The sequence below is a fragment of the Streptosporangium sp. NPDC023615 genome (assembly GCF_040640155.1).
In the GTDB taxonomy this organism is placed as follows: Bacteria; Actinomycetota; Actinomycetes; order Streptosporangiales; family Streptosporangiaceae; genus Streptosporangium.
In genome coordinates this window covers 212,994-236,438 of the sequence record NZ_JBFABE010000005.1, presented here as the reverse complement: position 1 = coordinate 236,438, position 23,445 = coordinate 212,994, and the positions used below count along the sequence as shown (strand labels likewise).

The following is a 23,445-nucleotide window of genomic DNA, read 5'->3' as shown; positions in this document are numbered from 1 at the left end:
TTCGGGTCAGGTGGCGACGGGGCCGCCTCCGGGTCAGGTGGCGACGGAATCGCCGAGTGCTTCGACATCGCCTTTGACATCGGCTTCGACATCGCCCGAGCGGTGACATCGATGAATCATCGATATCACGTCGTACGTCCCCGCCGAAACCATCGTCCAGATCTTGGACGGCACGATGGTGACGGCGGTGGCGTGGTGCGCCCCGCCGCGGGGGCGGTGGGTCACGGCCGGGTCGTCGTGGCCGTGCGGAGGCGCCGTGCGGCGAGGGCGAGGATCGCGACGGCGATCAGCGTGAACAGCACGTTGCCGACGCGGGCGACGACCGGATCGGTCGTGCCGACGATGGGCGTCAGGAAGAAACCCGACCACGCGTAGGCGACGACTGCTCCCGACGCGGCGGCGAGGACGTGCGCCGCTCCCCACCCTCGACGGCGGCCGTACCACCGGAGCGCGGCCACCGCCACGACCTCGACCGACAGGCAGACGGCGACGCTCACCCAGCCGGGCAGGTGGTCGGCGCTCTGCCGGACGACGCTCGCCGCCACCAGCGAGCCGGCGAGGACGAGCAGGGGCGACGGGACGGAGCCGGGCAGGCGGGACGTCACGGCGCCCGGCCGGACGGCGAACGCGGCGAGGACGAGAACCACGGCGGTCACCGCGGTCGCGATCATCTGGGGCGCGGTCGGCCGGAACGCCTGCGGGCCGGTGCCCGTTCCCGCCGTGTAGAACGTCCCGGCCCAGTAGAGCGCGACGGTGAGCAGGAAGACGACGGAGGTGACCACCAGGCCGCGGGTGCGCAGCCACGGCACTCGCGCCCGGCTCGGGAACAGGGACTCGGCGAGCGCGATCGGCGTGCAGATGCTCCAGACGACGTGCAGCGACAGCACGTAGACCGTCCATTCCGCCCCCATGCCCAGGAACGGAAGGGGTGCCTCGTCGAGCAGGCGGTAGCCGGCGAAGTCCGGGTTGAACAGGGACATCGTGGCGAAGCCCTCCTCCAGCACGCCGAAGGCCCCCGCCAGCAACGCGATGGTGGGCCAGCCCCGGCCGGTGCGCCGCGCCAGTTCACGGATGAGCAGGGCCCCGCAGCCGTAGAGCGGGACGAGGGCCACCACGACGCCCACGGAGGTCAGCGCGATGTCGCCGAGCAGCAGCTCCGCCACGAACGGGGAGAGCAGCAGGAGGGAGACGATCGGCGCCCACAGCCGTCGTTTCGGCTTCGGCCTGTCGCCGGCCGGAGCCGGAACGGCCGCGGTGGGCGGGACGGGATCGGGGAAAGGCGTGTTCTTCGACATTCGATGTCCTCTGGGAAGGTGTTTCGCGACGATGAGGGCGGTGAATCGACCTGTGCGCGATCGCAGACGGACGCCGGGGGCGCCGACGCCGTTGAACTTCCGGATTCCGTACGGACAATGAACAATCTATTCATCGACACCCCTGCTCGTCCCGCAACCGAGTTGCGTCGTACGTCGCCGAGGTTGCCTGTTCGCCGGCCCGGTTTCCGGCCCCGCGACGGGGTGACGGCATCCTTCGGCGGGGAAGGTGCGCGGTCATGACAACACGATCGGCACTCGCCGACGGCCGCGGCGCCGGGTGGGCGGGACATGTCGCGGTGTTCGTCGTCATCGTGGCCTACGCGTGCCTGCAGGTGCTGCTCCACGCCGGGGGGCAGCGGACGTCCGGAGCGCTGGGGCCGGCGGCCGAACTGGTGTTCAACCTCGTCGTCGACGGGCTCCTGCTGTTCGCGCTGAGCCGTCCGCTGGCGGTCGGTGTCCTCGTCGTCCTCGGCGCGACGATCGCACGGGTCGCCGATCTGGCCACGCCCGGGCTGCTGATCTCCACCGATCCGCTCTTCGCGGGCGCGGTGCCGCTGGCGACGCCCATCGCGGTGTGGACCCTGGTCTACCTGCGGTCCACGCCCACGGCGTTCGCCTGCGTCGGCGCGCTGGTGCTGCTGAACGTCCAGCCGTGGGCGCCGACCTGGACCGGCCTTTACGCCGGCCTGGTCTACGCCGTGTTGCCCGCCGTGATCGCAATGTACGTGCGGGCGAGGGCGAGCCTGCTGAGCTCACTGCGCGAGCGTGTCGAGATCGCCGAACGTGAGCGGCACCTGCTCAACGAGAGGGCCATCGTGGCCGAACGCCAGCACCTGGCCGCCGAGATGCACGACGTCGTCACCCATCACGTCACCGAGATCGTCCTGCACGCCGGAGCCCTGCGGACGTCGGCCGACGACGAGGCCGTCAAGGCCGCGGCCCGGCGGATCGGGGACCTCGGCTCCCGGACCATGGTCGAACTGCGGGACCTCATCGGTGTCATGCGGAGCGGCGGGCGGGCCGCGCCGTCAGGGGAGACCTGCGGCCGGGACTGCGGCCGTACGGCGGTCCAGGGGGCCTGTGACCGGGACTGCCGCCGGGGGGCGGCACGGACCGCGGACGACCGAGGCGGAGACCTGGCCGAGCTGACCGGTTCCGCCGGGGCGTCGCTGCGCGTCGGCGGCGACCCCGGTACGGCGTCTCCCGTGATCTCCCGTGCCGCGTACCGGGTGGTGCAGGAGGCACTGACCAACGTCCGCAAACACGCCCCGGGAGCCCGGGTGACCGTCGACCTGCGTCACAGTCCCGAGGCGGTGCGCGTCGAGATCCTCAACACCGCGCCCACCGCGCCCGCCGATCCGTCGCTGGTCGCCAGCGGATCGCATGCGGGGCTGGCGGGCCTGCGGCGCCGGGTGTCCCTGCTCGGCGGCACCCTGCGGAGCGGGCCCACCGAGCAGGGCGGGTACCTGGTCACGGCGGACCTCCCGGCGCTCGTCCCCACCGAGGACCACCGCGAGCGCGAGGGATCGGCCTCTTCCGCCTCGCCTCCGCCGTGAGCCCGGTGCGGGCGGCGGAGCTTCCTCCGGCCTCTCGGCGCGTCCGGCGCGGATATATACGCTTGGGGACATGACCACCCCCCGGCCGGCCGGGCCACCGGACGACACGGGCCCGACCGACGTCGGCGACCATGCCGACGTCGGTGATCGGGCCGACGCCGGCGGCCTGAACGGCGGTGGCGATCGGGCCGGCGACACCGGCGCGGCGCCCGCGATCAAAGTCCTGCTCGTCGACGACGACCCCATGGTCCTCGGTCACCTGCGGACCATCCTGGGGTCGTCCGCCGAGATCGACATCGTCGGCGTGGCGTACGACGGGGCCGAGGCCGTCGAGGAGGTGCTGCGCGGCCGCCCCGACGTGGTGCTGATGGACATCAGGATGCCCGGCGTCGACGGTGTCACCGCCACCAGGGAGATCAACCGGCTGTCCCGCCCGCCCGCCGTCGTGGCGCTGACCACCTTCGACTCGGACGACCACGTGCTGGAGGCGCTGGAGGCGGGCGCGGTCGGCTTCCTGGTGAAGACGACACCGCCCGAGGACCTGCTGGGTCTGATCAAGGTGGTCGCGGGCGGGCACAGCGTGCTGTCGCCCGTGGCCGCGCGACACCTGCTGGAGCGGTCGGCCCGCGCGGCGGACGGCAGGGAGGCCGCGCTCGGCAGGATCGCCGTGCTGAACGACCGCGAGCGCCACCTGCTGGGCCTGGTCGGGCGGGGCCTGACGAACCGGGAGATCGCCGAGGACCGCTTCCTGTCCGAGACGACGGTCAAGAGCTACGTCTCCAGGCTGCTGGCCAAGCTCGAGCTGGCCAACCGGGCCAACGCGGTGCTCCTCGCGCACGAGGCCGGTCTGGTGGACGAGCCGGACGCGCGGGGCGGTCCGTCTCCCGGGCGACGCTGACGTCCTGGCCGGCGCGCCTCGGCGAGAGGACCCGCCCCACGGCGCCGGTCGTTCGATGCGGCTTGACTCTGCCGTCGCGTCAACATCTACCGTCGTGAACAGGCCGGAAGATCCGGCACGGTGACGAGGGGAACGGGCGGGCCATGGCGTGGTCGATCGCACAGGTGGCGCGGATGTCGGGAGTGACGTCGAGGACCCTGCGCCACTATGACGAGATCGGGCTGCTGACGCCCGCCTGGGTCGGCGGGAACGGCTACCGCCACTACGAGGAGGACCAGTTGCTGCGGTTGCAGCAGATCCTCCTCCTGCGGGAGCTCGACCTCGGTCTCACCGAGATCAAGGAGATCGTCGACCGGCAGACCGATCCCGTGGCGGCGTTGCGCGAGCACCACCGGCGACTGCTGGGCGAGCGCGACCGGCTGGACGCGGTGGTCCGCATGGTGGCCCGCACCATCACCGAACTGCAGGAGAACAGGGAAAGGGGCGACATGTCCAAGATCAACAGACCGGAGAACCTGTTCGAGGGGTTCGACCAGGCCCGGTACGGCGTGGAGGCTCGCGAGCGGTGGCCGGAGCGCTGGGAAGGGGCCGGACAGCAGGAACTGCTGGACACCACGACCCCTGAGGAGCTCGACCGCATGGGACGGGAGGCGACGGCGGCGATGGTGCGGCTGGCCGAGCTCATGACCGCCGGCACGCCCGTCGACGACCCCGCGGTGCTCGCCGAACTCGACGTCCACCACCGGGAGACGACCCGGTTCTGGACACCGACCGCGGAGGAGTACGCGCACCTGGGCCGGATGCAGGTCGACGACGAACGGTTCAGGGTGAACTACGAGCGGATCGCCGAGGGGCTGGCCGCGTACATGCGTGACGCCATGGTCGCGTACGCGAGCGCCCGGCTGAGCTGAGCCTCGCCGGACGAGCGTCTCGCCGGACGAGAACCCCGCCGACGAGGGCCGAGGGAGCTGCAGATCCTTCGGCCCGTCGCCCCGGCGCCCCGGCAGAGACGCCGCGGCGTCCTCGTCAGCCGTCGTGCCCGCGTCCCTCGGCCGCCTCCGCGCGTTCCTGGGCCGCCATGACCTCGTCCCCGTGCTCGAAGGCCCATCCGCCGAACGCCTCGATCGGTTCCAGCAGCGTCCGCCCCAGTGGGGTGAGCCCGTACTCGACGTGCGGCGGTGAGCCGGGGTACACGTTGCGCCGTACCAGGCCGTTGAACTCGAGCCGCCGCAGCGTCTCGGTGAGGACCTTGGGACTGATGCCGCCGATCCGCTCCCGCAACCGGCCCGGCCGCGCGGGGCCGTCGCGCAGCGCCCACACCACCACGGCGTTCCAGGTGTTGGCGAGCAGGTCGAAGGCGAGCCGGGCACGGCAGTCGGCGAGGAACATCTGCTGAGCGGTCACGTACCGAATGGTGCCCGAGCGGTTCCCTAATGTCGCCTTGAATTCATCGTCGGGGACACGCGAGGAGAAGTGAGCGGGATGGAGATCGGAATTCTCGGTACGGGCGGCATGGCGAACGCGCTGGGCGAAGGGTGGGCGCGCGCCGGCCACTCCGTACTCGTGGGAGGGCGGGACGCCGCCCGTGCCGCGGCGGTGGCCGCCAGGATCGGCGGACGGGCGGGCACCCTGCGGGAGGCGGCCGGGCACGGTGGCGACGCCGTGTTGCTCGCGGTGCCCCACGCGGTCGCGGCCGACGTGGTGTCCGGACTCTCCGGCGCCCTGGGGGGACGAACGCTGATCGACTGTACGAACCCGGTGGGGCCGGGCTTCGTGCTGGAGACCCGGGGCGGCCCGTCCGCGGCTGAGCGCATCGCGGCCGCCGCTCCCGGCGCGCGCGTCGTCAAGGCGTTCAACCTCTGTCATGAGAGCGTCTGGCGTATGACCCCGCCTGTCTTCGACGGCCGTCCCCTGGCGGTTCCGCTCTGCGGCGACGACGCGGCGGCCCTCGACACGGTACGACGGCTCGTGCGCGACCTCGGTTGTGAGCCGTTCGAGGGGGGAGGGCTCGCCCGCGCGGATCTGCTGGAGGCGACGGCCGTGTTCCTGATCGGCCTGTGGGTTGGCCAGGGGGTGGACGCCCAGGCCATCGCGCCTCCGGTGGAGTACGCGGGGATCCGCCGGGCGTCACCGGACGGGGCGACGGGGCGCGCGCCGGCCGTCGCCGACCGGTGAACGTGGTTCGTGCCCCCGGCGTCGATCCGCCGGTGGCACCGGCATCTTCGCGGAGGTGAGGCCGGCGCCGACGGCGGTTCACCTCTTGCGCCTCCACAGGTCGCCCCCTGTCAGGTCGAGGTAGTACTCGCGTTCGCTGGCGTAGCCGCGGACGACGAAGGGGCCCTGCTTCGACCAGCCGAGGCCGACGTCGAGGAAGTCCTCACCGGGGAACGTGGGGGTGACGACGGAGAGGCGTTCACCGGTTTCCGGGTCGAAGGTCTCGACGCGGCCCTCGGGGCCTCGGATGACCACGAAACGGTCCCCGTCCCGCCGGAGGTGGTACGTGTCCTCGGGGGCGTCCTTCCCGAGCTTCCTGAGCGGAAGGCTCATCCGCTCCTTGCCCCTGTGGTCGAGGACGAGCACCCGGGAGGCCGTCGTGGCCACGATCCCGCTCTCGTTGAGGTCGTGGACCTTGCGGGCGTCGGGGATCGACACCGTGCCCCAGTCCCTGGTGTCGGTGATCCGCGCGCCGTTCCGGCTCAGGGCGACGTATCTGTTCTGACGGGCGAACGTGGGCGTGGGCACCTCGGTGTCGGCCAGCACCCCGGTGAGGTCGTGGACGCCCTCGCCGTCCTGGTACACCATGCGGCGCTCGTGCCTGTCGAGGTAGACGACGGCCTCCTTGCCGGGAGCCGGCACGAACGGCGCGAGCCGGGGCGCCCCGCCCTTGCCGACGACGTACGGCGCCGCCTGCGGGAACGGCTGCTCGTTCACCAGCCACCACCGGCAGGGGGCGTCCATCTGGTCGATCCACGCGCAGGTGGGCCCCGTGTACTCGTCCACCGTTGTGAACCGGGCCCTTTCCTCGGGGAACGACAGGGGCATCGAGTACTCGGGCAGGTCGGGCCGGGCCGGCTGCGCGGGGGTGAGCAGCGCGCCCGACAGGACGATCGCGGCCCCGCCGAGGTAGAGGGTCCGGGCCGACCACCCGTGGACGGCCCGCTCGGCCCGGACCACGTCGTCCGGTACCCCGGGCGACGGTCCGGCGCCCGGTGCCCGGGCGGCGAGCTCCACGGTCACCACCACGACGACCGCGACGACGACATGGGCCAGGCGCGCCGCGGTGAACCCGTGCTCGGACGCCGACGAGCCGACAGCCACCACGGCACCGGCCACGCTGAGCAGCCACGCCCCCCGGTAGGGCGCCACGCCCTCGTGGGCGCGCGGGGCCCCGGCCGGTGGCAGTACGTCGCGAAAGACGCAGACGGCGCACCATCCCAGGATCAGATAGAACGGGTCATCGGTCACAATCGTCAGGGGAACGGCCGCGACGAGGGCGATCAGCCGCCATCGGCGCAGCGCGGAGAAATGGTCGACGACCAGGCGGGCATTGGTCTCCGTGACGAAAAGACCCGTCAGTTGGGTGAACCTGTTCAGCCGTTCCCGGGTAACCGGTACAAGGGCCGCCAGTATGGCGATCGCCGCGGCCACCCAGGAGATTGTCGAAGCTGTCGTCACAAAGAGACACGTTATATGGTTCTATATCGTGAGTTCGGAAGAAATATGGCAGCAATTCGGTGTCGCCACGTGGCGCACGCAGCAGGCACGATTGGTGATGGTGCTGTCCGCCTGCTTTCCGTTCGCGCTCGTCGCGGCGGCCCTGTGGTGGTCGGGGGCACTGACCCCGCAGGTCGAATGGAGCGCCGGCGATTTCTTCCTCCACGCCGAGGTGGACCGGAACGGCGTCCTGTCCACCACCCTGAGAATCGAGGTCGAGAACAGGGGACTGGCGGCCTTCACGCTCACCGATCTGGCGACGGAAATGCCGGGGCTGCGCTTTCTCCCCGCTGACGGGTCGAAGAACCAGCCTTCCGAGGTCACCGTGCACGGCGGTGACTCCGAAAGGCTGGAAAGGCGCGTCGTCATCACCGACTGCGCGGCGGTGCCGCACGAGCCCCAGCCGGTCCGGTTCTCGTACAGAACCTGGACGGGATCGAGGACCACGGAGGCGACATGGGATTCCTGGTGGCTGCAGAGCCCGGAGAAGGACGTCCCGGTCGCCTGGCAGCGCGGTCTCGTCGGCAAGGTCTGCAGCGAGGCGGTGAACCCCGGATGGTGACGGCCGATCGGCTCGCCGGCCCGGAAGGTCGTGACGCATGCCGCCTGTCATGAAGGTCGCCGTCGGCCTCGCCGTCGTGTTCGGCGCCCTGCGCCTCAACGGCTTCGACCTGCTGGTCGACCCCGTCGGGTGGGGGCTGTGCTCGGCCGGGCTGGCGGGACTGCGGCGATCCGCCGACGACGCCTTCGGCCGGGCCCGATCCTGCGCCGTCACCCTGGTCTGCGCCTCGCTCGCCGTCCTGCTCACGACGGGCACGGACTCGGAACACGACCTGCTGCTCTCCGCCGTCGGGCACGTGGCCCGCCCCGTCAGCGCGGCCGGTGGCCTGCTCGCCGTCTGGCTGATCGCCGACGCCGTCATCAGGAGGATCCGTCCCCGCGGGGACGTCTTCGGGGCCGTCCTCCTCGACGTGTTGCGCTGGGCCGTGGTCGGCCTGGGCGCGATCGGCATGCTGGCCGGGTACGGCTACGCCGAGGAGAGCGTCGTCACGGTCGTCGGCTGGTTCGCGGCCCTCGTGGCCCTGATCGTCGTGCTCTTCCGCCTCGCCGGCCGGCCCTTCCTGCTCTCGCCTCAGGAACCCCTGCCGAGCCGGGCGGAGCCGGCCGGACCCGCGGGCGCGCCGTCTTCCGAGGCCCCCTGACCTTCGCCCTCCCTCGTCACCCCGTCCCCGGTCGCCGGGCTCCCCTGGACGAGGAGGTCCGGGTGGTGCCAGGGGAGGGTGACGGACTCGCCGGGGATGTCACCGGTGAGCAGGCGTTCCAGCAGGTCCGCCAGGCCGAAGGGGATCACCTGCTCGCCGGTGCTCCGGAGCTCGGCCAGGGACCACCAGCGAAAGTCGTCGATGAGCGACCGTTCGTGGTCCTCCATGCCGGAGACGTCGACCTCCAGCTCCCGGCCGCGCAGGAAGAAGAAGGACTCGCGGGAGAAGAACAACCGGCCGTCGGGGTGACGCCAGTGCCCCTCGGCCGCGGCCACGACGTGCCCGAGCTCCTCGGGCGGGACCGAGTACCCGGTCTCCTCGCGCAGTTCCCGCGCCGCGGCGTGGTTCAGGGGCTCGCCGTCGTCGATGCCGCCCCCCGGGGTGAACCACGAGTGCTCGGCCGCGTCCGTCATCCTCGACCCGCGGTAGAGCAGGATTCGATCCTCGGCGTCGACCAGCAGGATGCGCGCGGACGGCCGGATGGTCACTTCGGACATATCGGTGATCATAGGCGGCGTCACGACGGGGTGGCCGTCGCGTCCGGCCGGGTGGCGTGGGGAACGGAGAACACCCGGCCGCGGTACAGGCGGAGCAGACCGGTGAACGCCAGCGCGGAGGTCACCACGCCCCCGACGACCCGCACCCAGTGGCCGGCCTCGAACTCGGCGGCGACGGTGCGCAGGTGGTCGGCGGAGTGGGTCCCGACCGGATCCACGAACATGATCGTGTTACGCGGCCAGAAGAAGAGCGCCGAGAAGACGAACTCCGTGCAGACGAACACGACCATGGCCGCGAGTGCGTGGATCATCAGGGAACTTTGTTCCGTCCGGGAGCAGGTCGTCCGAGGGGGACGGGCCTGATGGACGTGCGGATGCCCGGCCTCGACGGCGTCGAGGCGACCAGGCGGATCGTCGCGGACGAGGTCGCACAGGGCCGGGAGGTCGTCATCGTCATGAAGGTCCCCCCGCGGCGAACGGGCCCGACGGTGATGCACGCTCCCCGGAGGACGCCGCCGCGCCGGACCGTGCGATCAGACCGCCTCGGCGCCGTGGCCGGTGGCGATCGCGTCGATGTGACGGGCAAGCTCGAAGTCCTTGGCCGTGAGACGGTTCCCGGCGTCGCCCGCCCGCCCGCACCGGCCGGTCGAGACGCGGGCCGACCGCGCGCTCCGCCTGGCCCTGGCCCGCGACCCCCTCGCCCGGCGGCGGGAGGGCGACACCCCCATGAGCGGGCGCGGCGGCGTACTTCCTTCCCACGCGAACGCCGCCGCGCCGTCGACCACCGTCCGGGACGAGGCGCGCCGGTTCGCCGCCCTGCGCCGCGCCGAGGAGCTGACCGTCGCGCTGGCCCGTCACGGCATCTCCGCCGACGTCCACGAGCTGGCCTCCGGCCGGGCGGCGGTGTCGGTCTACTACGGGCTGGTGGCCTGCACCGACGACGAGGAGTTCCGCTGGACCTCCCCCGAGCTCTCCCGCCGGGGCGGGCCGGGGCCCGTCTCGGAGACGACGACGGTCCGCGCGGTCGAACGGCTCGTCCACGACCACCGGATCCTGCGCGCCCGCCAGCTCACCGACGTGCTGGGCAGCGAGCTGCCGCTGCTTGCCGATGTGATCGTGGCCGGCCATGTCGTTCCGCGATGACGCACCGGCGGTGCGCGCCGCCGAGCGGGCGCAGCGGCACGCGCCGGCCTCCGGAGCCCGTACGACCGTCCCCCGGGTGGCCGGGTTCGGCTTTCGCGGAGCCGCCCGGTGTCATGTGCCGCCGGGGGTGATCCCGTACCTGCGGAGCCGCTCGGCCTCACCGGTCCGGCCGAGTCGTCTCAGCAGGTCCGTCACCTGCCGCAGGGCGCCGGGAACCCCCAGCTCGGCGGCGCGGAGGTAGGCGAGGACCGCCTCGTCCGGACGGTCGAGCTCGCGCAGCAGGGCCGCCGACCAGACCAGGGCCTCCAGGTCGCCCGCCTCGGTACGCGCGTCCAGCCAGGAGACCGCCTCCTCGGCACGGCCCGTCTCGCGCATCAGGTCCACCGCGTACCCGAGGGCGGCTCCGTCGCCGTGCTCGGCGCGGGCCCGCAACCAGGTGACGGCCTCCCCGGACCGTCCCGTCTGGTGCAGCAGCGCGATGAGCCGTTCGAGGGCGTCGCGGTCCCCGTCGCGGGCACGGTCGCGCAGCCAGGTGACGGCCTCCTCGGTCCGCCCGGACTCCTGCAGCAGCTCGACGGCCTTCCACAGGGCGTCGGCGTCGCCGTTCCCGGCGCGGCCGCGCAGCCAGGTGACGGCCTCCCCGGTACGGCCGGTTCGCTGGAGCAGCTCGACCATCCGCCAGGCGGCGTCGGTGTTCCCGGACTCCGCGGCGCGGCGGTAGGCGTCCAGGGCCTCGCCGGTCCGGCCCGTCCGTTCCAGCAGCTCGACCATCCGCCAGCCCTCGCCGACGTGACCGGTCCCGGCGGCGCGGCGGTAGGCGTCCAGCGCCTCCTCCCACCGGCCCTGTTCGTGCAGCAGGACGGCCATCGGCCAGTGGGCCCCGGCGTTGCCCGCCTCGGCGGCACGCCTGTAGGCGGCGATCGCCTCCGTGGTCCGTCCCGCCGCGCCCAGGAAGGAGGGCATCAGCTCGACGGCGTGCCGGTCGCCGTCCCGGGCGCGGGCGACCAGCCAGGTCAGGGCCTCCTCGGTCCGCCCGGTGTGCCGCAGCAGCCGGGCCGCCTGTTCGAGCGCGAGGGCGTCGCCGGTCCGCGCCCGGGCCCGGAGCCGGGCGACAGCCCGGCCCGTCTGCCCGGTCTGCCGCAGGAGCCCGACCGCCCGCCAGAAGGCGTAGGTGTCTCCGTTCCTCGCCCGCCCGGTCAGCCAGCCCACCGCCTCCTCGGTACGGTCCCGCCGCCGGAGCAGCTCGACCAGCTCGGCGGTGGCGCGGTGGTCGCCGCGCTCGGCGCGGTCGCGCAGCCAGGTGACGGCCTCGTCGGCGCGGTCCGCCTCCACCAGCAGCCGGACCGCCTGCCGCAGGGCGCGGCGGTCGCCGCGCTCGGCGAGGTCCCGTGTCCGGGCGATCGCCTCCCCGGCCCGTCCCGCCTCCGTCAGCAGGGTGACGGCTCGTTCGAGCGCGTGCCGGTCGCCCGCCTCGGCGGCGCGCAGGTAGGCGGTGATCGCCTCCTGCTCGCGGCCCGTCCTGAACAGCAGGGAGGCCAGCCACCCCGGATCGTCGAGGTTCCCGGTCCCGGCGGCCCGCCGGTAGACGGCGAGGGCCCGTCCGGGGTGTCCCGCCCGGTCCAGCAGGGCCGCGGCCCAGCCGAGCAGACCGGCGTCGCCGTCCCGGGCGAGGTCCCGCGTCAGGGCGTCGGCCTCGCCGACCCGTCCGGTCTCCACCAGCAGCGCGATCACCTCCCTCAGCGCGTCGGTGTTCCCGGCCTCGGCGGCGCGCCGGTAGGCGGCGATCACCTCCCGGTGGTGCCTGACGTCGTGCAGCAGGGGGGTGATGCGGCGAAGGGTCCGGGCGTCGTCCAGCCCGTCGTGGGCCCTCAGCCAGGCGAGCACCTCGCCGGCCCGTCCCGCCGCCCTGAGCAGGGCGATGGCCTGTCCGGGCGCCTCCGGATCGCCCGCGACGGTGGCGGTCCCGTACAACCGGAGGGCGTGGCGGTGCAGACCGCGGGCGTGAGCCTGCACGGCGACGGACAGGTGGTCCCCGGGGGCGGTGTGCAGGACCAGCGCGTCCCACACGGCCGCCGGGACGGGCAGCGTGCGGCGACCGGCGCGGCCGAGCTGCTCCAGGTGGTCCGCCAGCCGGTAACGGGCAGGTACGCCGGGAAGGGGACGGGCCGGGGCGAGAGGCCCGCCGACCCCCCGATGGGACGCGCAGGCGTGGGCCACGGCCCGGTCGAACCAGTCCCGGGGCAGGTCCTCACCCTGCGGACCGGTCAGGTAACCGGGAGCGGCGGCCCGCAGCAGGACGCCGGGCAGGAGGGGGCCGTGGCCCGCGCGCCTGGCGTCCATGGCCGCCTCGATCAGGGCCCTGACCGGCGCGGGCGCGTCGCGGTAGCGCTTCTCCTGGACGGGGGCGCCGGCGAGGTACTGGGCGATCCGGCCGTCACGGGCCTCGGAGTACGCGCGTGCCATCCGCGGGTCATGGGCCGCCGCCGCGCGCACCGCCTCCAGGGCCGGTCCGCTGAAACGGTCGGGTACGTGCAGCGCGGTTCCGGCCAGCAGCGCCCGCGCCCGGGGGTGGAGGTCGGTGGGGCCACGAGCGGGACCGCCGGCGGTGCCGTTCGCGGCGGAACCGGTGGGGGACGCGGTCAGGGCGGCCCAGTACTCCGGCCAGATGGTGCCCAGGACCAGCACGGGGCCGCGCTCCGGGTCGCGCACCAGGGCCCGCAGCCCGGCGGCGACCCGTTCACCCCGGTCGTCCGGGGTGAGCAGGTGGAGCTGCGACCGGTCGAGCCATACGACGGTCCTCGGCGTGATGAAGGCGAGGGCGTCGGCGGTCTCCTCGGGACCGCACGGATCGTCCGGCCGCCACAGCCGCCATCCGCCGGGAAGCAGCCGCACGGCCTCCCAGCAGGTCCGGGTCTTGCCGGTGCAGGAGTCGCCGACCAGCATCGCGATGCCGCTGTGCCCGGCCGCCGCCCTCCGTACCAGGGCGCCCAGCTCCTCGTCGTGACGGCGCGGCACGTAGACGGGTGGTCCCGGCGAGCCGGTCGCGCCGGTCGTGCCGGATCCCTGCCCGGCCGCGCCGACCCCCGGGCCGACTCCCGGGCCGGTCGGGCCGGTCGGGCCGGTCGCCGGGTCGGTCGTCCAGGTCGCCGGGTCGATCGACGGGTGCAGTCCGAGCGCGAACGGGTCGGTCAGCGAGCGGATCGGCAGCCCCGCCGCGACGGCCAGGCGGCTCCGTGCCCACAGCTCGCGAGCCCGCCCGGCCGCCGTGTCGGGATCCTCCCCGGCCAGGCGGGCCAGCACGGCGACGACGGTGATCAGGTCGGGCAGGCAGGGGGGCGGCCGGACCGAGGCCAGCATGTGGTGCACGGCGTCGGGCCCGGGAGCGGCGGGGAGGCCGTCGTCGGCGACGATCATGGCGGCCACGGCACCGGCGGATGGGGCTCCGGCCTTCAGGTACAGCTCGTAGAGCAGTTCCTTGAGCTCGCGCAGCGGTCCCGGGAGGATCCGCGGACGGGTGATCGGACGCGACCCCCGCCGGACCCGGCCGCCGCTCTCATCGCCGCTCATCGCAACATCATCACCCTAAATGAAGGGCACGTAAGGGCTGAATGAATAATATGTATCCCGGAAAACGCCTTACCCTGATTTAGGACTTTCTTAATAGCATTTACATGCTATTTCGTTGTTCGCGGATGCCCGGCCGGGCTCACGGGCCCTCGTTCACGCGGAGCCGGAACCGGAGCCGGAACCGGAGGCGGAGCCGGTGACGGAGACGAACCCGGAGCCGGGACGGTAGTCGGGGGACTGGTGCCGGAAGTAGGTGTTGTAGACCTGGCAGTAGTGCCCGCCCCTGGCCAGCAGCGTGGCGTGGTCGCCCTCCTCGACGATCCGGCCGTGATCCAGCACGATGATCCGGTCCACGTGCTCGATCGTGGACAGCCGATGGGCGATGACGATGGAGGTACGGTCGGTCAGCACCCGGTCCAGGCCCTCCTGGATCTGGGCCTCGGTCAGCGGATCGACGCTGGCGGTGGCCTCGTCCAGCACCACGATGGCCGGATCCTGGATGAGCAGGCGGGCCAGCGCGACGAGCTGGCGCTGCCCCATGGACAGGGCGCGGCCGTACTCGCCGACATCGGTGCGCAGGCCGTCGGCGAGTGCGTCGATCCAGTCACCGCCGCCGACCGCCGTGGCGGCGGCGAGCACCTCGTCGTCGCCCGCCTCCGGCCGCGGGTAGCGGATGTTGTCGGCGACGGTCCCGCTGAACAGGAACGGCACCTGCGGGACCGCGCCGATCCGCCGCCGGTACCCGGGCAGGTCCAGCGTGCGGATGTCACGCCCGTCGATCGTCAGCAGGCCCTCCTGGAACTCGTAGAACCGGGTGATCAGCTTGCTGAGCGTGGACTTGCCCGCACCGGTGTGGCCGACCAGCGCGACGCTCTCACCCGCCTCGATGACGAGGTCGAAGTCACGCAGCACGGTGTTGCCGGCCTCGTAGCCGAACGTGACGCCGCGGAACTCGATGCGGCCCGCGATCTCGCCGGCCGGCCGCGCGTCGGTCTGCACGACCCGGGGCGGCGCGTCGATCAGGGCGAAGACCCGCTCGGACGCGGACAGGCCCTGCTGGAACTGGGACCAGAACGCGGCGATCGAGGTCAGCGGGAACCAGAAGAGCGCGACACCCTGCAGGAACAGGTACCAGTCGCCGGCGCTCAGGCCTCCGCCGAGCGCCCTGGTGCCGCCTATCTGTACGAGCGCGACCGTGGCCAGCCCGGCGACGAGGAAGAGCACGGGGAAGATGCTGGAGAAGACGAAGCCCTGCCGGAGCGTCACCCTGTAGCTCTGCCGGTTGATGGGGAGGAACTCGTCGTAGACCCGCCGCTCCTGGCGGAAGTTCTTGGCGACGGTGATCCCGCCCATGGTCTCCTGCAGGGTGGCGTTCACGCGGCTCAGCGAGCGCTGTGCCCTGCGGGTGCTGGTGCGGGCGATCCGCCGGAACAGCAGGGCGATGCCGACCACGACGGGCACCACGAGAAGGGTCAGCAGGGCGAGTTCGACGCTGCGCACGAAGAGCAGGACCGCGATGAAGCCCACCATCAGCACCTGGCTGATCAGGTCCATCGTGAGGGTGACGACGGTGGCGAAGTCGTCGGTGTCGGAGGTGACCCGGCTGACGATCCTGCCCGAGGGGGTCTCGTCGTAGAACGACAGGTCGCGCTCCAGCACGGCGTCGAACGCGTCCTCGCGCAGGCGCAGCACGACGTCGCCGGTGACCTTCGCGCTGTACCACTGGCGGACGAAGTTGAACAGCCAGCCGAGCACCCCGGCGAGCAGCAGGCCGGCGCTGAGCCGCAGGCCGACGTCGGCGATCGTGCCGTCCTCGATGCCGTCCACGCCCTCGCTGATCAGCAGCGGCATGGCGGCCTGGGTCAGCGAGAACAACACGATCATGACCGCGACCAGGACCATCGCGCCCAGCTTCGGCCGGAAGTAGGACAGGATCCGGCGCAGGAGGTCACGGTCGCTGTAGGCGCGGTCGTAGTCCTCGGCCTCGAGACCGTCCATGATGAAGCCCATCAGGCGTGCCCTCCCTGCTCGCTCGCGAGGAGCACGGCCGGACCGGAGGACCCGGCGGGGGCCGCCTCGGCGCCCGGCAGGTCCACCTCGTCGTAGTGGGCGAAGATCCGCCGGTAGAGGCGGTTGCGGGCGAGCAGCTCGTCGTGCGTGCCGAAATCGTCCAGCCGGCCCCGGCGGAGCAGCAGGACCTTGTCCGCCCAGCGGATCTGGGAGAGCCGATGCGTGATCAGGAGCGTGGTGCGCCCCTCCTGAACGCGGTCGATGGCCTGCTGGATCCTGTCCTCGGTGGCGGAGTCGATCGCGCTCGTCGAGTCGTCGAGCACGAGGATCGCCGGATTCGTCAGCAGGGCGCGCGCGATGGCCAGGCGCTGGCGCTGGCCGCCGGAGAGGGTGATGCCGCGCTCCCCGATGACCGTGTCGTAGCCGTCGTCGAGCTCGCCGATGAACTCGGCGGCCTGCGCCTCCTCCGCGGCGTGGACCACGGCCTCGCGATCCGCCCGCTGGCCCAGCCCGAAGGCGATGTTCTCGGCCACGGACCGGGAGAACAGCACGATGTCCTGCTCGATGGTGGAGATCTGGGAGCGCAGCGAGTCGAGGTCCCACTCGCGCACGTCCACCCCGTCCACCAGGATCCGGCCCGCGGTGACGTCGTAGATCCGCGGGACCAGCTTCGCCAGGGTGCTCTTGCCCGAACCGGTCTCGCCGACGATCGCCACGGTCTCGCCCGGCCGCACGGCGAACGTCACGTCCCGCAGCACCGGGTCGCCGTCGCCGTAGCCGAACGTCACGTTCTCGAAGACGATCGATCCGCCGATCGGCGCGGCGTGACCGTCGGCGCGCTGCCCGAGCTCGGTCTCGGTGTTCATGATGCCGAGGATCCGGCGGGAGGACACGATGCCGATCTGCACCAGCGAGAAGCTGAAGATCGACATCGAGGTCGGGAAGCCCAGCATGCCCATCAGGCCCATGAAGGCGACCAGCTCACCGATGGTGAGGGCGCCGGAGGCCTGGAGATGGAGGCCGTGCCACAGGGCCCCGGCCATCGCGAAGGCGAAGAGCAGGGTCGGCAGGTAGCGGGCCTGGACCAGGCCGCCTGCGGCGAAGGAGTCGCGGTAGCGCCGGGCGCGGGTCCGGAACCTCCGCCGCTCCTGTTCCTCCTGCGCGGTGACCTTGATGACCTCGATGCCGCGGACGGCCTCGCTCAGCCCGGCGTTGAGGTCGCCGAACTCCTCCCGCATGCGGGTCGCCACCGGGCTGAGCCGCCCCATGTAGTGCCGGAGAGCGAAGACGAAGACGACCGCGAAGACGCCGGGTGCCAGCAGCAGGCGCGGGTCGATCGCGGCGATGAAGAACAGCGGCACCAGACCGGTCAGGCCGGAGTCGACGATCAGGTCGACGCCCGGATTCACCATGGTGGAGAGCTGCCGGATGTCGTTGGCCGCCCGCGCCATCAGGTCGCCGACCCGCTGCCGGTTGTGGAAGGTCTGGCTCTTGCCGAGCAGGCTGACGTAGAGCTCGTCGCGGGCGTCGCGCTCCAGCCGCTTGGCCAGGACGTCCCCGGACAGGCGCGCGACCACGTCGAAGGCGCCCCGGGCCACCACGATCGCCAGCAGGGTGAGCGAGATCAGGCCCAGCGCCCGCGCCGCGCCGCCGCCGTCACCGCCGGCGCCCCTCAGCACGGTGTCGAAGGCGGTGCCGGTGAGCCCGGGGACCATGGCGTTGAGGACGACCATGACCAACGACGAGCCGAGGAACCCGACGAGCTGGAGCGGGTGGCGCCGGACGTGGGACCAGATCCAGCGCACCGGCCCCCGCCTGTCGTAGGGCAGGCCGGAGACGGAGAACTCCGAGCTGTTGCTGGCCACGGCTTCGCTCCCGGACGGGTCGATGATGGGGGTCGAACCTGCTTTCTATCACCGGCCCCCGACGGTTTCCCATCGGATTTCCCCCGCCCCGGCCACCCGGCGGTTCTGCCGGACCACGTGTTCCCGCTGCTCAGGGGCTTTTCCCCGGGAAGGGAGAGGTGGGGGTTTCCGGCGTGCCGCCGGCCGCGAGGCCCGGCCGGGCGCGAGGGGGCGATGCCGTGACGGCGGACATCGAAACGTCCCCCGGACCGAAGGCCGGAAGCAGGCCTCCCCGCACACCGTGACCCCCTTCCCGCTCGGAAGGGGGTCACGGTGTCTAGGGGCGTTGCCCGGCCTTGTCGACCAGGTGGGTTTCCAGCTGGGCGCTGAGCACGAGAGGGGTGCCCGCCGGCACGAAGACCGGGTCCGCGTCCGGGTACGTCATCGTGCGGTCCGCGACGGTGACCCCGTACGTCCCCAGGTAGCGGAAATCGTCCGGGCTCAGGATGAGCTCGTAGCGTGCCCAGTCGTCGGTGTGGCTGAAGGCCACCCCGTGCCTACCCTCGGCGTCCACGGCGTCCGGACGCACGACCACCCCCTCGATCAGGGGCAGGGCGCGGAACAGGGCGGCGCGCACCTCGGGGCCGAGTGCCTGCTCGCCCATGAGCTGATAGATCGCCTGGAAGAGCCGCTGTTCCCTGGGCTCCTCATGAGGGCTGCCGTCGTTGTCGAACCATCCGGCCATGGCCTCCGCCGTGACCTTGTCGATCCGGTCGAGCAGCCTCTGTGGCGTGACGGGAGGCTCGGCCAGGTCGGCCGCGGAGATTCCGGGATGGGTGCCCTGGACGAGCAGTTCGCCGCCGGGCTGATACCAGGCGATCTGCTCGCCGTCCACGCTGGTCCAGATCTCGTCGGTGGTGCGCTCGCCGAGGTTCACGCCGAGCCCGTCACCGGGCGCGGCCCGCCTCTCCCTGATGTACAGCCACTGGCCCGGCGAGGGTTTCGGCCCGCCGCGGGCCTCGGCCGCCTCGGCCGCGCGCTCGCTGAGCTCCTGGACGCCGGCCACGGGTGTCACCTGGGGCACCTGCGATCGGACCACACCGATGCCGATCACCACCGACAACGCACCGGCCACCGCGATCCTCCAGGCCAGCCGGGGCAGGCGCCGCCGCGCGGGCGCGGGCGGGGTGTGGATCTCGTGCAGCAGGCGGGCGCGGGCCGACTCCTCCGCCTCGCGTGTGATCGTCGGAACGGACGCGCGGAACCGCTGGATCTCCCTCACTGCCTCTCCTCCCGGGTCGGGTCGCCGCCGATGACGGCCCTGGCCTTCTTGCGCGCGCGGTGCAGTCGAGAACGCACGGTCCCCAACGGGACGCCGAGCGCCTGCGCGACCTCCTCGTAGGACAGGTCGCCCCACGCGACCAGCAGCAGCACGTCACGGTCGCCGCGTGACAGTCCCGCCAGCGCCTTCGCGATCAGTCGCTCCTCCTCCTGGGCGGCGACGCGGCTGATCACCGTGTCGGCCATCGGTTCCGGCGGCGGGTCCGCTCCCGTACGGCTCAGCGCCCGCAGGAACCGCTCCTCGTCGCGCCGGTGCCTGGCGACCAGGGTGGTCGCGATGCCGTACAACCAGGGTCTGGCCAGCGGCCGGGCCAGGTCGTAGGAGTCGCGACGGCGGAAAGCCGTCAGGAAGGTCTCCGCCGTGACGTCGTCGGCCGCCTGGGTGCTCAGCCGCCGGGCGACGTAGTGGTGGATCTGGGGGGCGTAGCGGTCGAACAGCGCCGCGAACTGCTCGGGATCGTCACGCGAGCGGCGGATCAATTCGGCGTCGTCCGTCTGATCCGTGTCCACCGGCTGCGCGGTCATCTCGGTCCTTGTGATTCCATACCCGTCTGTCTCCCGGAGAGCCGGAACGGGTTCTCGCCGCGGGGAGACGTGATGCTCGTCCGTGAACGCGGCGAGGACCCGCTCGGGATCCCGTTCCGCTTGGCGGCGGCGCGCCTCGGACGGAGTGACCGGCTCGCGGGCGGCGGAAAGACCTGCTCGCCCGCGTGTGACGGCCGGATCACCGGGCCGTACCGGCTGGGAACCGGGATGCCGGACCGCGTGGCGCCTCCCGGCGGGTTCCGGCGTACCGGGTCACCGCCGGGAGGCGCCGGGTCAGTTCGTCACCCGGAGGTCACTGCCAGGTGTCCAGGCGGCAGCCGTCGGTGGTCTTGCCGTTGTTGCAGTGGTTGAGCTGGAGGGCGTCGAGCTGGTAGGCGAAGGTCTGGCCGGCGGGGCTGACCACCGAGAGCTGGACGGCGGTCGCTCCGGCCGGGGCGGTCGCCCTGTGGCGGTATTCCGTCCAGGTGCCGGTCAGCGCGATGGTCGGGCTCTCACTGGTGGAGATCAGCGTATTGGACGAGTTGTACCACGACAGGCGCAGTTTCACGTTGCCGGAGGTGGCGGTGGTCATCTTGGCGAAGAACTTGTAGGGCTGGCCGGCGGTCACCGCGGGTTTGCGGGTGACCGATACGGCGCCGGTGGCGTGCGACTGCACGTTCATGGTGAGCGACCGGCGTCCGTCGTAGTGCTTGGCCGAGATCTGGGACGTCGGGCCGGGCGGGGTCACATGGATCCAGCCGCCGCCCGAGACACTGAACCCGGTCGGGGTGGCGTACGGCGCGTCGGCCTCGACGGTGCGTTCCTGCGCGGTCAGCAGGTCGTTGCTGTAGCCGATGTCGCAGCAGGTGGGGCTGGTGAGGTAGGGCCAGGCCGCGACGTTCACCTTGCGGGTGTCGGTGGCCTCGTTGCCGGTGTAGAAGGTCGCCGTGGTCTCGCTCGGGTCGTAGTAGTTGTTGAAGTCGTGGTCCAGTTGCCAGTCGTATCTCGGGTTGGACATGACGTCGGGGTAGCTGAGGTGGTTGACGGCCTCGGTGACCTTGGGATGGTCCACGTAGAAACCGTCCGCGCCGAGGTGGATCAGTTCGTGCAGCAGGGTGGCGCTGGACCATTCGTCGGCGGTCGCCGCGCACGTCGTCGAGCACCAGGCGGTCGCCGTCCCGTTGAAGTCCTCGAACACCACGTACTTGCGGTTGGCGTTGTCGTATCCCGCCGCGCCGAGATCATCGGGGACCGTGTAGTACGGGGTCTCGCCGCCGATCACGCCGGCCTCGATCTTCTCCGGTACCACCAGCGCGCGGGCGTAACCGGAGTAGGTGCTGGTGTCGTAGCCGGTGCGGCAGCTCAGCTTCAGGTGCTGGTCGTAGTTGGTGGACTCGTCCAGTTCCAGGTCCATCCGGTCGACCAGCTTGGCGATCTGCTCGACGTGGGTCTCGTAGTTGTTCCCGCCGCCGTCGTGCCAGGCGTAGATCACCTGGATGGCCGGGGTGCTCCCGCTCGCGTTCTTGGGGTCGGACAGCGTCGTGGTGCAGCCACGCTTGGGCACGTCGGCGTCCACCGGCAGTGTGTACGGACCGGTGGGTTCGTCGAGATACGGCGGCGCGAACGCGGCCACCGGACTCGCCATCGCCAGGACGACGAGTCCCCCCGCGGCGATCGCCGACATGATGCGACGCAGTTTCAGTGACAAAGGTGTTCCTCCCGTTGAGAACCCATGATCGGGAGAGTAATCAGCGCCGTCGACGAAACAAATACCTCATTTCAACTTTTTTCAGACTGGCGAATAAACGTGCAGTCCTGTTCTGATATCGGATCTGCCGTAACTGAAAATGCACTACCGATAATGATTTCGGTTGACCGTCTTTTTCTGATAAAAATCCCGGCAAGGAATTTTGTATAGATTTAATATCTTATGTCCACTAGAAGGCCAAATGAGTAGTTCGCCGCTGGGCCGGTATCGGGCTGTCTGCTTGCCGCCCACGCCGGTCCACGAGCACCGGGGCGATCGGCTCGCCGTGGGCGTGACGGCCGGATCGCCGGGCCGTACCGGTCGGAATTGGGATGCCGGACCTGAAACCGGCATGTAGCCTGCGCGGGGACCTGGAAAGAGGGAAGAGTCGTGGGACACGTTGAGGTCGGCCATCTGACATATGTTCTGCCGGACGGGCGGCCGCTGCTGGAGGACATCTCCTTCAGGGTCGGCGAGGGGGTGAAGGCGGCGCTCGTCGGCCCCAACGGGGCGGGCAAGACCACGCTGATGCGGTTGATCGCGGGCGATCTGAAACCGGTCGACGGCAGCGTCGCCGGCTCGGGCGGCCTGGGGATCATGCGGCAGTTCATCGGCAGCATCCGCGACGGCCGGACCGTGCACGACCTGCTGGTCAGCGTGGCCCCGACGCGCGTACGGGAGGCGGCCGGGAAGCTGGAGGCGGCCGAGCTGGTGATGATGGAGCGCGAGGACGAGAAGGCGCAGATGCGCTACGCGCAGGCCATCACCGACTACACCGACGCGGGCGGCTACGACATCGAGGTGCTCTGGGACACCTGCACGATGGCCGCGCTCGGCATGGCCTACGACGCCTGCAAGTACCGCGAGGTCAACACCCTGTCGGGCGGCGAGCAGAAGCGGCTGGTGCTGGAGGCGCTGCTGCGCGGCCCCGACCAGACGCTGCTGCTCGACGAGCCGGACAACTACCTGGACGTGCCGGGCAAGCTCTGGCTGGAGGGGGCGCTCCGCGAGACCCCCAAGACCGTTCTGCTGGTCAGCCACGACCGGCAGCTCCTGGCCAACGCGGCCGACCGGATCATCACCGTCGAGTCCGGCAACGTCTGGGTCCACGGCGGTGGCTTCCGCTCGTACGCGCAGGCGCGCCGGGAGCGCAACGAGCGTCTCGACGAGCTGAAGAAGCGCTGGGACGAGGAGCACGCCAAGATCAAACGATTGGTCCTGATGCTCAAGCAGAAGGCCAAGTACATGGACTCCATGGCCGCCGCCTACCACGCGGCCCAGACCCGGCTGCGCCGGTTCGAGGAGGCCGGGCCGCCCGAGGCCGCGCCCAGGGAGCAGTTCATCAGCATGCGGCTCAAGGGGGGCCGGACCGCCAAGCGGGCGGTGATCTGCGAGGGCCTGGAGCTGACCGGCCTGATGAAGCCGTTCGACCTGGAGATCTGGTACGGCGAGCGGGTGGCGGTGCTGGGCTCCAACGGCTCGGGCAAGTCCCACTTCCTGCGCCTGATCGCCGGCGAGGAGGTCCGGCACACCGGCGTGGCCAGGCTCGGCTCCCGGGTCGTGCCGGGCCACTTCGCGCAGACGCACGCCCGCCCCGAGCTCCTCGGCCGCACGCCGTGCGAGATCGTGATGACCGAGCACGCCCGGCTGAAGAACGAGGCGATGAAGATCCTGTCCCGCTACGAGCTGGCCGGGAGCATCGCCGAGCAGCGCTTCGAGACCCTCTCCGGAGGGCAGCAGGCGCGGCTGCAGATCCTGCTGCTGGAGCTGTCGGGCACCACGCTGCTGCTGCTGGACGAGCCCACCGACAACCTGGACCTGGCCAGCGCCGAGGCCCTTCAGGAGGGCCTGGACGCCTTCGACGGGACCGTGGTCGCGGTCACCCACGACCGCTGGTTCGCCGATGACTTCGACCGGTATCTGGTCTTCGGTTCCGATGGAAAGGTCTACGAATCCTCTGAACCGGTATGGGACGAGACCAGGGTGGTCCGGCAGAGGTAAAGAGTCGGGCCGCCGTCGGCGTGT

Annotated in this window: 20 protein-coding genes; 8 read left to right on the top strand and 12 right to left on the bottom strand. The window is 71.7% G+C overall.

Annotation, left to right across the window (positions count from 1 at the left end; translation table 11 throughout):
* Positions 1 to 33: 33 nt before the first annotated feature.
* Positions 34 to 225 (bottom strand): hypothetical protein, encoded by a 192-nt coding sequence (locus AB0G16_RS06510; RefSeq protein ID WP_362799573.1) that lies wholly within the window; start codon positions 223 to 225, stop codon positions 34 to 36.
* Positions 222 to 1,295 (bottom strand): hypothetical protein, encoded by a 1,074-nt coding sequence (locus AB0G16_RS06505; protein WP_362799570.1) that lies wholly within the window; start codon positions 1,293 to 1,295, stop codon positions 222 to 224. Before AB0G16_RS06505 ends, AB0G16_RS06510 begins: the two co-directional genes overlap by 4 nt.
* Before the next feature lie 257 nt (positions 1,296 to 1,552).
* Between AB0G16_RS06505 and AB0G16_RS06500 the strand changes: the two genes are divergently transcribed.
* From AB0G16_RS06500 to AB0G16_RS06490, 3 genes are all read left to right on the top strand, one after another.
* Positions 1,553 to 2,872 carry a histidine kinase gene (locus AB0G16_RS06500; protein WP_362799567.1) on the top strand — a complete coding sequence of 440 codons (1,320 nt, stop codon included), beginning with the start codon at positions 1,553 to 1,555 and terminating at the stop codon, positions 2,870 to 2,872.
* A 70-nt stretch (positions 2,873 to 2,942) separates the two neighbouring features.
* Entirely contained in the window at positions 2,943 to 3,770 is an 828-nt protein-coding gene (locus AB0G16_RS06495; protein ID WP_362799565.1) for a response regulator transcription factor, read from the top strand.
* A gap of 143 nt (positions 3,771 to 3,913) precedes the next feature.
* Positions 3,914 to 4,681 (top strand): MerR family transcriptional regulator, encoded by a 768-nt coding sequence (locus AB0G16_RS06490; protein ID WP_362799562.1) that lies wholly within the window; start codon positions 3,914 to 3,916, stop codon positions 4,679 to 4,681.
* 115 nt (positions 4,682 to 4,796) lie between these two features.
* Here the strand turns inward: AB0G16_RS06490 and AB0G16_RS06485 are convergent, their stop codons facing one another.
* A complete protein-coding gene (locus tag AB0G16_RS06485) occupies positions 4,797 to 5,174 on the bottom strand; it encodes a helix-turn-helix domain-containing protein (protein ID WP_362799559.1) in 378 nt (125 codons plus the stop codon).
* A 78-nt stretch (positions 5,175 to 5,252) separates the two neighbouring features.
* On the opposite strand from AB0G16_RS06485, the gene AB0G16_RS06480 reads away from it, so the two are divergent.
* On the top strand, positions 5,253 to 5,945 hold the full coding sequence (locus tag AB0G16_RS06480; protein ID WP_362799556.1) for an NAD(P)-binding domain-containing protein: 693 nt from the start codon (positions 5,253 to 5,255) through the stop codon (positions 5,943 to 5,945).
* 78 nt (positions 5,946 to 6,023) lie between these two features.
* Here the strand turns inward: AB0G16_RS06480 and AB0G16_RS06475 are convergent, their stop codons facing one another.
* Positions 6,024 to 7,418: a hypothetical protein gene (locus AB0G16_RS06475; RefSeq protein WP_362799553.1), complete on the bottom strand. Its 1,395-nt coding sequence runs from the start codon at positions 7,416 to 7,418 to the stop codon at positions 6,024 to 6,026.
* On the opposite strand from AB0G16_RS06475, the gene AB0G16_RS06470 reads away from it, so the two are divergent.
* Positions 7,399 to 8,046 carry a hypothetical protein gene (locus tag AB0G16_RS06470; RefSeq protein WP_362799551.1) on the top strand — a complete coding sequence of 216 codons (648 nt, stop codon included), beginning with the start codon at positions 7,399 to 7,401 and terminating at the stop codon, positions 8,044 to 8,046. The genes AB0G16_RS06475 and AB0G16_RS06470 overlap by 20 nt on opposite strands.
* A 37-nt stretch (positions 8,047 to 8,083) precedes the next feature.
* Positions 8,084 to 8,686, top strand: a complete 603-nt coding sequence (locus tag AB0G16_RS06465; RefSeq protein WP_362799548.1) for a hypothetical protein — start codon at positions 8,084 to 8,086, stop codon at positions 8,684 to 8,686.
* Here the strand turns inward: AB0G16_RS06465 and AB0G16_RS06460 are convergent.
* A complete protein-coding gene (locus AB0G16_RS06460) occupies positions 8,617 to 9,243 on the bottom strand; it encodes an NUDIX domain-containing protein (RefSeq protein ID WP_362799544.1) in 627 nt (208 codons plus the stop codon). The two genes, AB0G16_RS06465 and AB0G16_RS06460, sit on opposite strands and share 70 nt — an antisense overlap.
* Before the next feature lie 20 nt (positions 9,244 to 9,263).
* Positions 9,264 to 9,554, bottom strand: coding sequence for a hypothetical protein (locus AB0G16_RS06455; protein ID WP_362799541.1), 291 nt, complete (start codon positions 9,552 to 9,554; stop codon positions 9,264 to 9,266).
* Positions 9,555 to 9,846: 292 nt separating this feature from the next.
* On the opposite strand from AB0G16_RS06455, the gene AB0G16_RS06450 reads away from it, so the two are divergent.
* Positions 9,847 to 10,386, top strand: coding sequence for a hypothetical protein (locus AB0G16_RS06450; RefSeq protein WP_362799538.1), 540 nt, complete (start codon positions 9,847 to 9,849; stop codon positions 10,384 to 10,386).
* A 111-nt stretch (positions 10,387 to 10,497) separates the two neighbouring features.
* Here the strand turns inward: AB0G16_RS06450 and AB0G16_RS06445 are convergent, their stop codons facing one another.
* The 6 genes from AB0G16_RS06445 to AB0G16_RS06420 all read right to left on the bottom strand — a co-directional run bounded on the left by AB0G16_RS06445 (position 10,498) and on the right by AB0G16_RS06420 (position 21,381).
* Positions 10,498 to 13,953 carry a hypothetical protein gene (locus tag AB0G16_RS06445; RefSeq protein WP_362799535.1) on the bottom strand — a complete coding sequence of 1,152 codons (3,456 nt, stop codon included), beginning with the start codon at positions 13,951 to 13,953 and terminating at the stop codon, positions 10,498 to 10,500.
* A gap of 153 nt (positions 13,954 to 14,106) precedes the next feature.
* A complete protein-coding gene (locus tag AB0G16_RS06440; protein WP_362799532.1) occupies positions 14,107 to 15,963 on the bottom strand; it encodes an ABC transporter ATP-binding protein in 1,857 nt (618 codons plus the stop codon).
* On the bottom strand, positions 15,963 to 17,828 hold the full coding sequence (locus tag AB0G16_RS06435) for an ABC transporter ATP-binding protein (RefSeq protein ID WP_362799530.1): 1,866 nt from the start codon (positions 17,826 to 17,828) through the stop codon (positions 15,963 to 15,965). Before AB0G16_RS06435 ends, AB0G16_RS06440 begins: the two co-directional genes overlap by 1 nt.
* A gap of 316 nt (positions 17,829 to 18,144) precedes the next feature.
* On the bottom strand, positions 18,145 to 19,089 hold the full coding sequence (locus AB0G16_RS06430; protein WP_362799528.1) for a CU044_5270 family protein: 945 nt from the start codon (positions 19,087 to 19,089) through the stop codon (positions 18,145 to 18,147).
* The gene (locus AB0G16_RS06425; RefSeq protein ID WP_362799525.1) at positions 19,086 to 19,673 is read right to left on the bottom strand and encodes an RNA polymerase sigma factor; all 588 of its coding nucleotides are present in this window, start codon (positions 19,671 to 19,673) and stop codon (positions 19,086 to 19,088) included. Before AB0G16_RS06425 ends, AB0G16_RS06430 begins: the two co-directional genes overlap by 4 nt.
* 313 nt (positions 19,674 to 19,986) lie before the next feature.
* On the bottom strand, positions 19,987 to 21,381 hold the full coding sequence (locus tag AB0G16_RS06420) for a hypothetical protein (RefSeq protein ID WP_362799522.1): 1,395 nt from the start codon (positions 21,379 to 21,381) through the stop codon (positions 19,987 to 19,989).
* Between the two features lie 429 nt (positions 21,382 to 21,810).
* Here AB0G16_RS06420 and AB0G16_RS06415 point away from each other — a divergent pair, with 429 nt between their 5' ends.
* Complete coding sequence (locus AB0G16_RS06415) at positions 21,811 to 23,421, top strand: ATP-binding cassette domain-containing protein (RefSeq protein WP_362799519.1); 1,611 nt, start codon at positions 21,811 to 21,813, stop codon at positions 23,419 to 23,421.
* The last annotated feature ends 24 nt before the right edge of the window (positions 23,422 to 23,445 follow it).

What these genes read in the sequence shown, in the direction of transcription:
- AB0G16_RS06505 (WP_362799570.1), bottom strand. Translation starts at nt 1,295, where the DNA reads ATGTCGAAGAACACGCCTTTCCCCGATCCCGTCCCGCCCACCGCGGCC.
- AB0G16_RS06500 (WP_362799567.1), top strand. Translation starts at nt 1,553, where the DNA reads ATGACAACACGATCGGCACTCGCCGACGGCCGCGGCGCCGGGTGGGCG.
- AB0G16_RS06495 (WP_362799565.1), top strand. Translation starts at nt 2,943, where the DNA reads ATGACCACCCCCCGGCCGGCCGGGCCACCGGACGACACGGGCCCGACC.
- AB0G16_RS06490 (WP_362799562.1), top strand. Translation starts at nt 3,914, where the DNA reads ATGGCGTGGTCGATCGCACAGGTGGCGCGGATGTCGGGAGTGACGTCG.
- AB0G16_RS06480 (WP_362799556.1), top strand. Translation starts at nt 5,253, where the DNA reads ATGGAGATCGGAATTCTCGGTACGGGCGGCATGGCGAACGCGCTGGGC.
- AB0G16_RS06470 (WP_362799551.1), top strand. Translation starts at nt 7,399, where the DNA reads ATGGCGATCGCCGCGGCCACCCAGGAGATTGTCGAAGCTGTCGTCACA.
- AB0G16_RS06465 (WP_362799548.1), top strand. Translation starts at nt 8,084, where the DNA reads ATGCCGCCTGTCATGAAGGTCGCCGTCGGCCTCGCCGTCGTGTTCGGC.
- AB0G16_RS06460 (WP_362799544.1), bottom strand. Translation starts at nt 9,243, where the DNA reads ATGTCCGAAGTGACCATCCGGCCGTCCGCGCGCATCCTGCTGGTCGAC.
- AB0G16_RS06455 (WP_362799541.1), bottom strand. Translation starts at nt 9,554, where the DNA reads ATGATCCACGCACTCGCGGCCATGGTCGTGTTCGTCTGCACGGAGTTC.
- AB0G16_RS06445 (WP_362799535.1), bottom strand. Translation starts at nt 13,953, where the DNA reads ATGAGCGGCGATGAGAGCGGCGGCCGGGTCCGGCGGGGGTCGCGTCCG.
- AB0G16_RS06440 (WP_362799532.1), bottom strand. Translation starts at nt 15,963, where the DNA reads ATGGGCTTCATCATGGACGGTCTCGAGGCCGAGGACTACGACCGCGCC.
- AB0G16_RS06425 (WP_362799525.1), bottom strand. Translation starts at nt 19,673, where the DNA reads ATGACCGCGCAGCCGGTGGACACGGATCAGACGGACGACGCCGAATTG.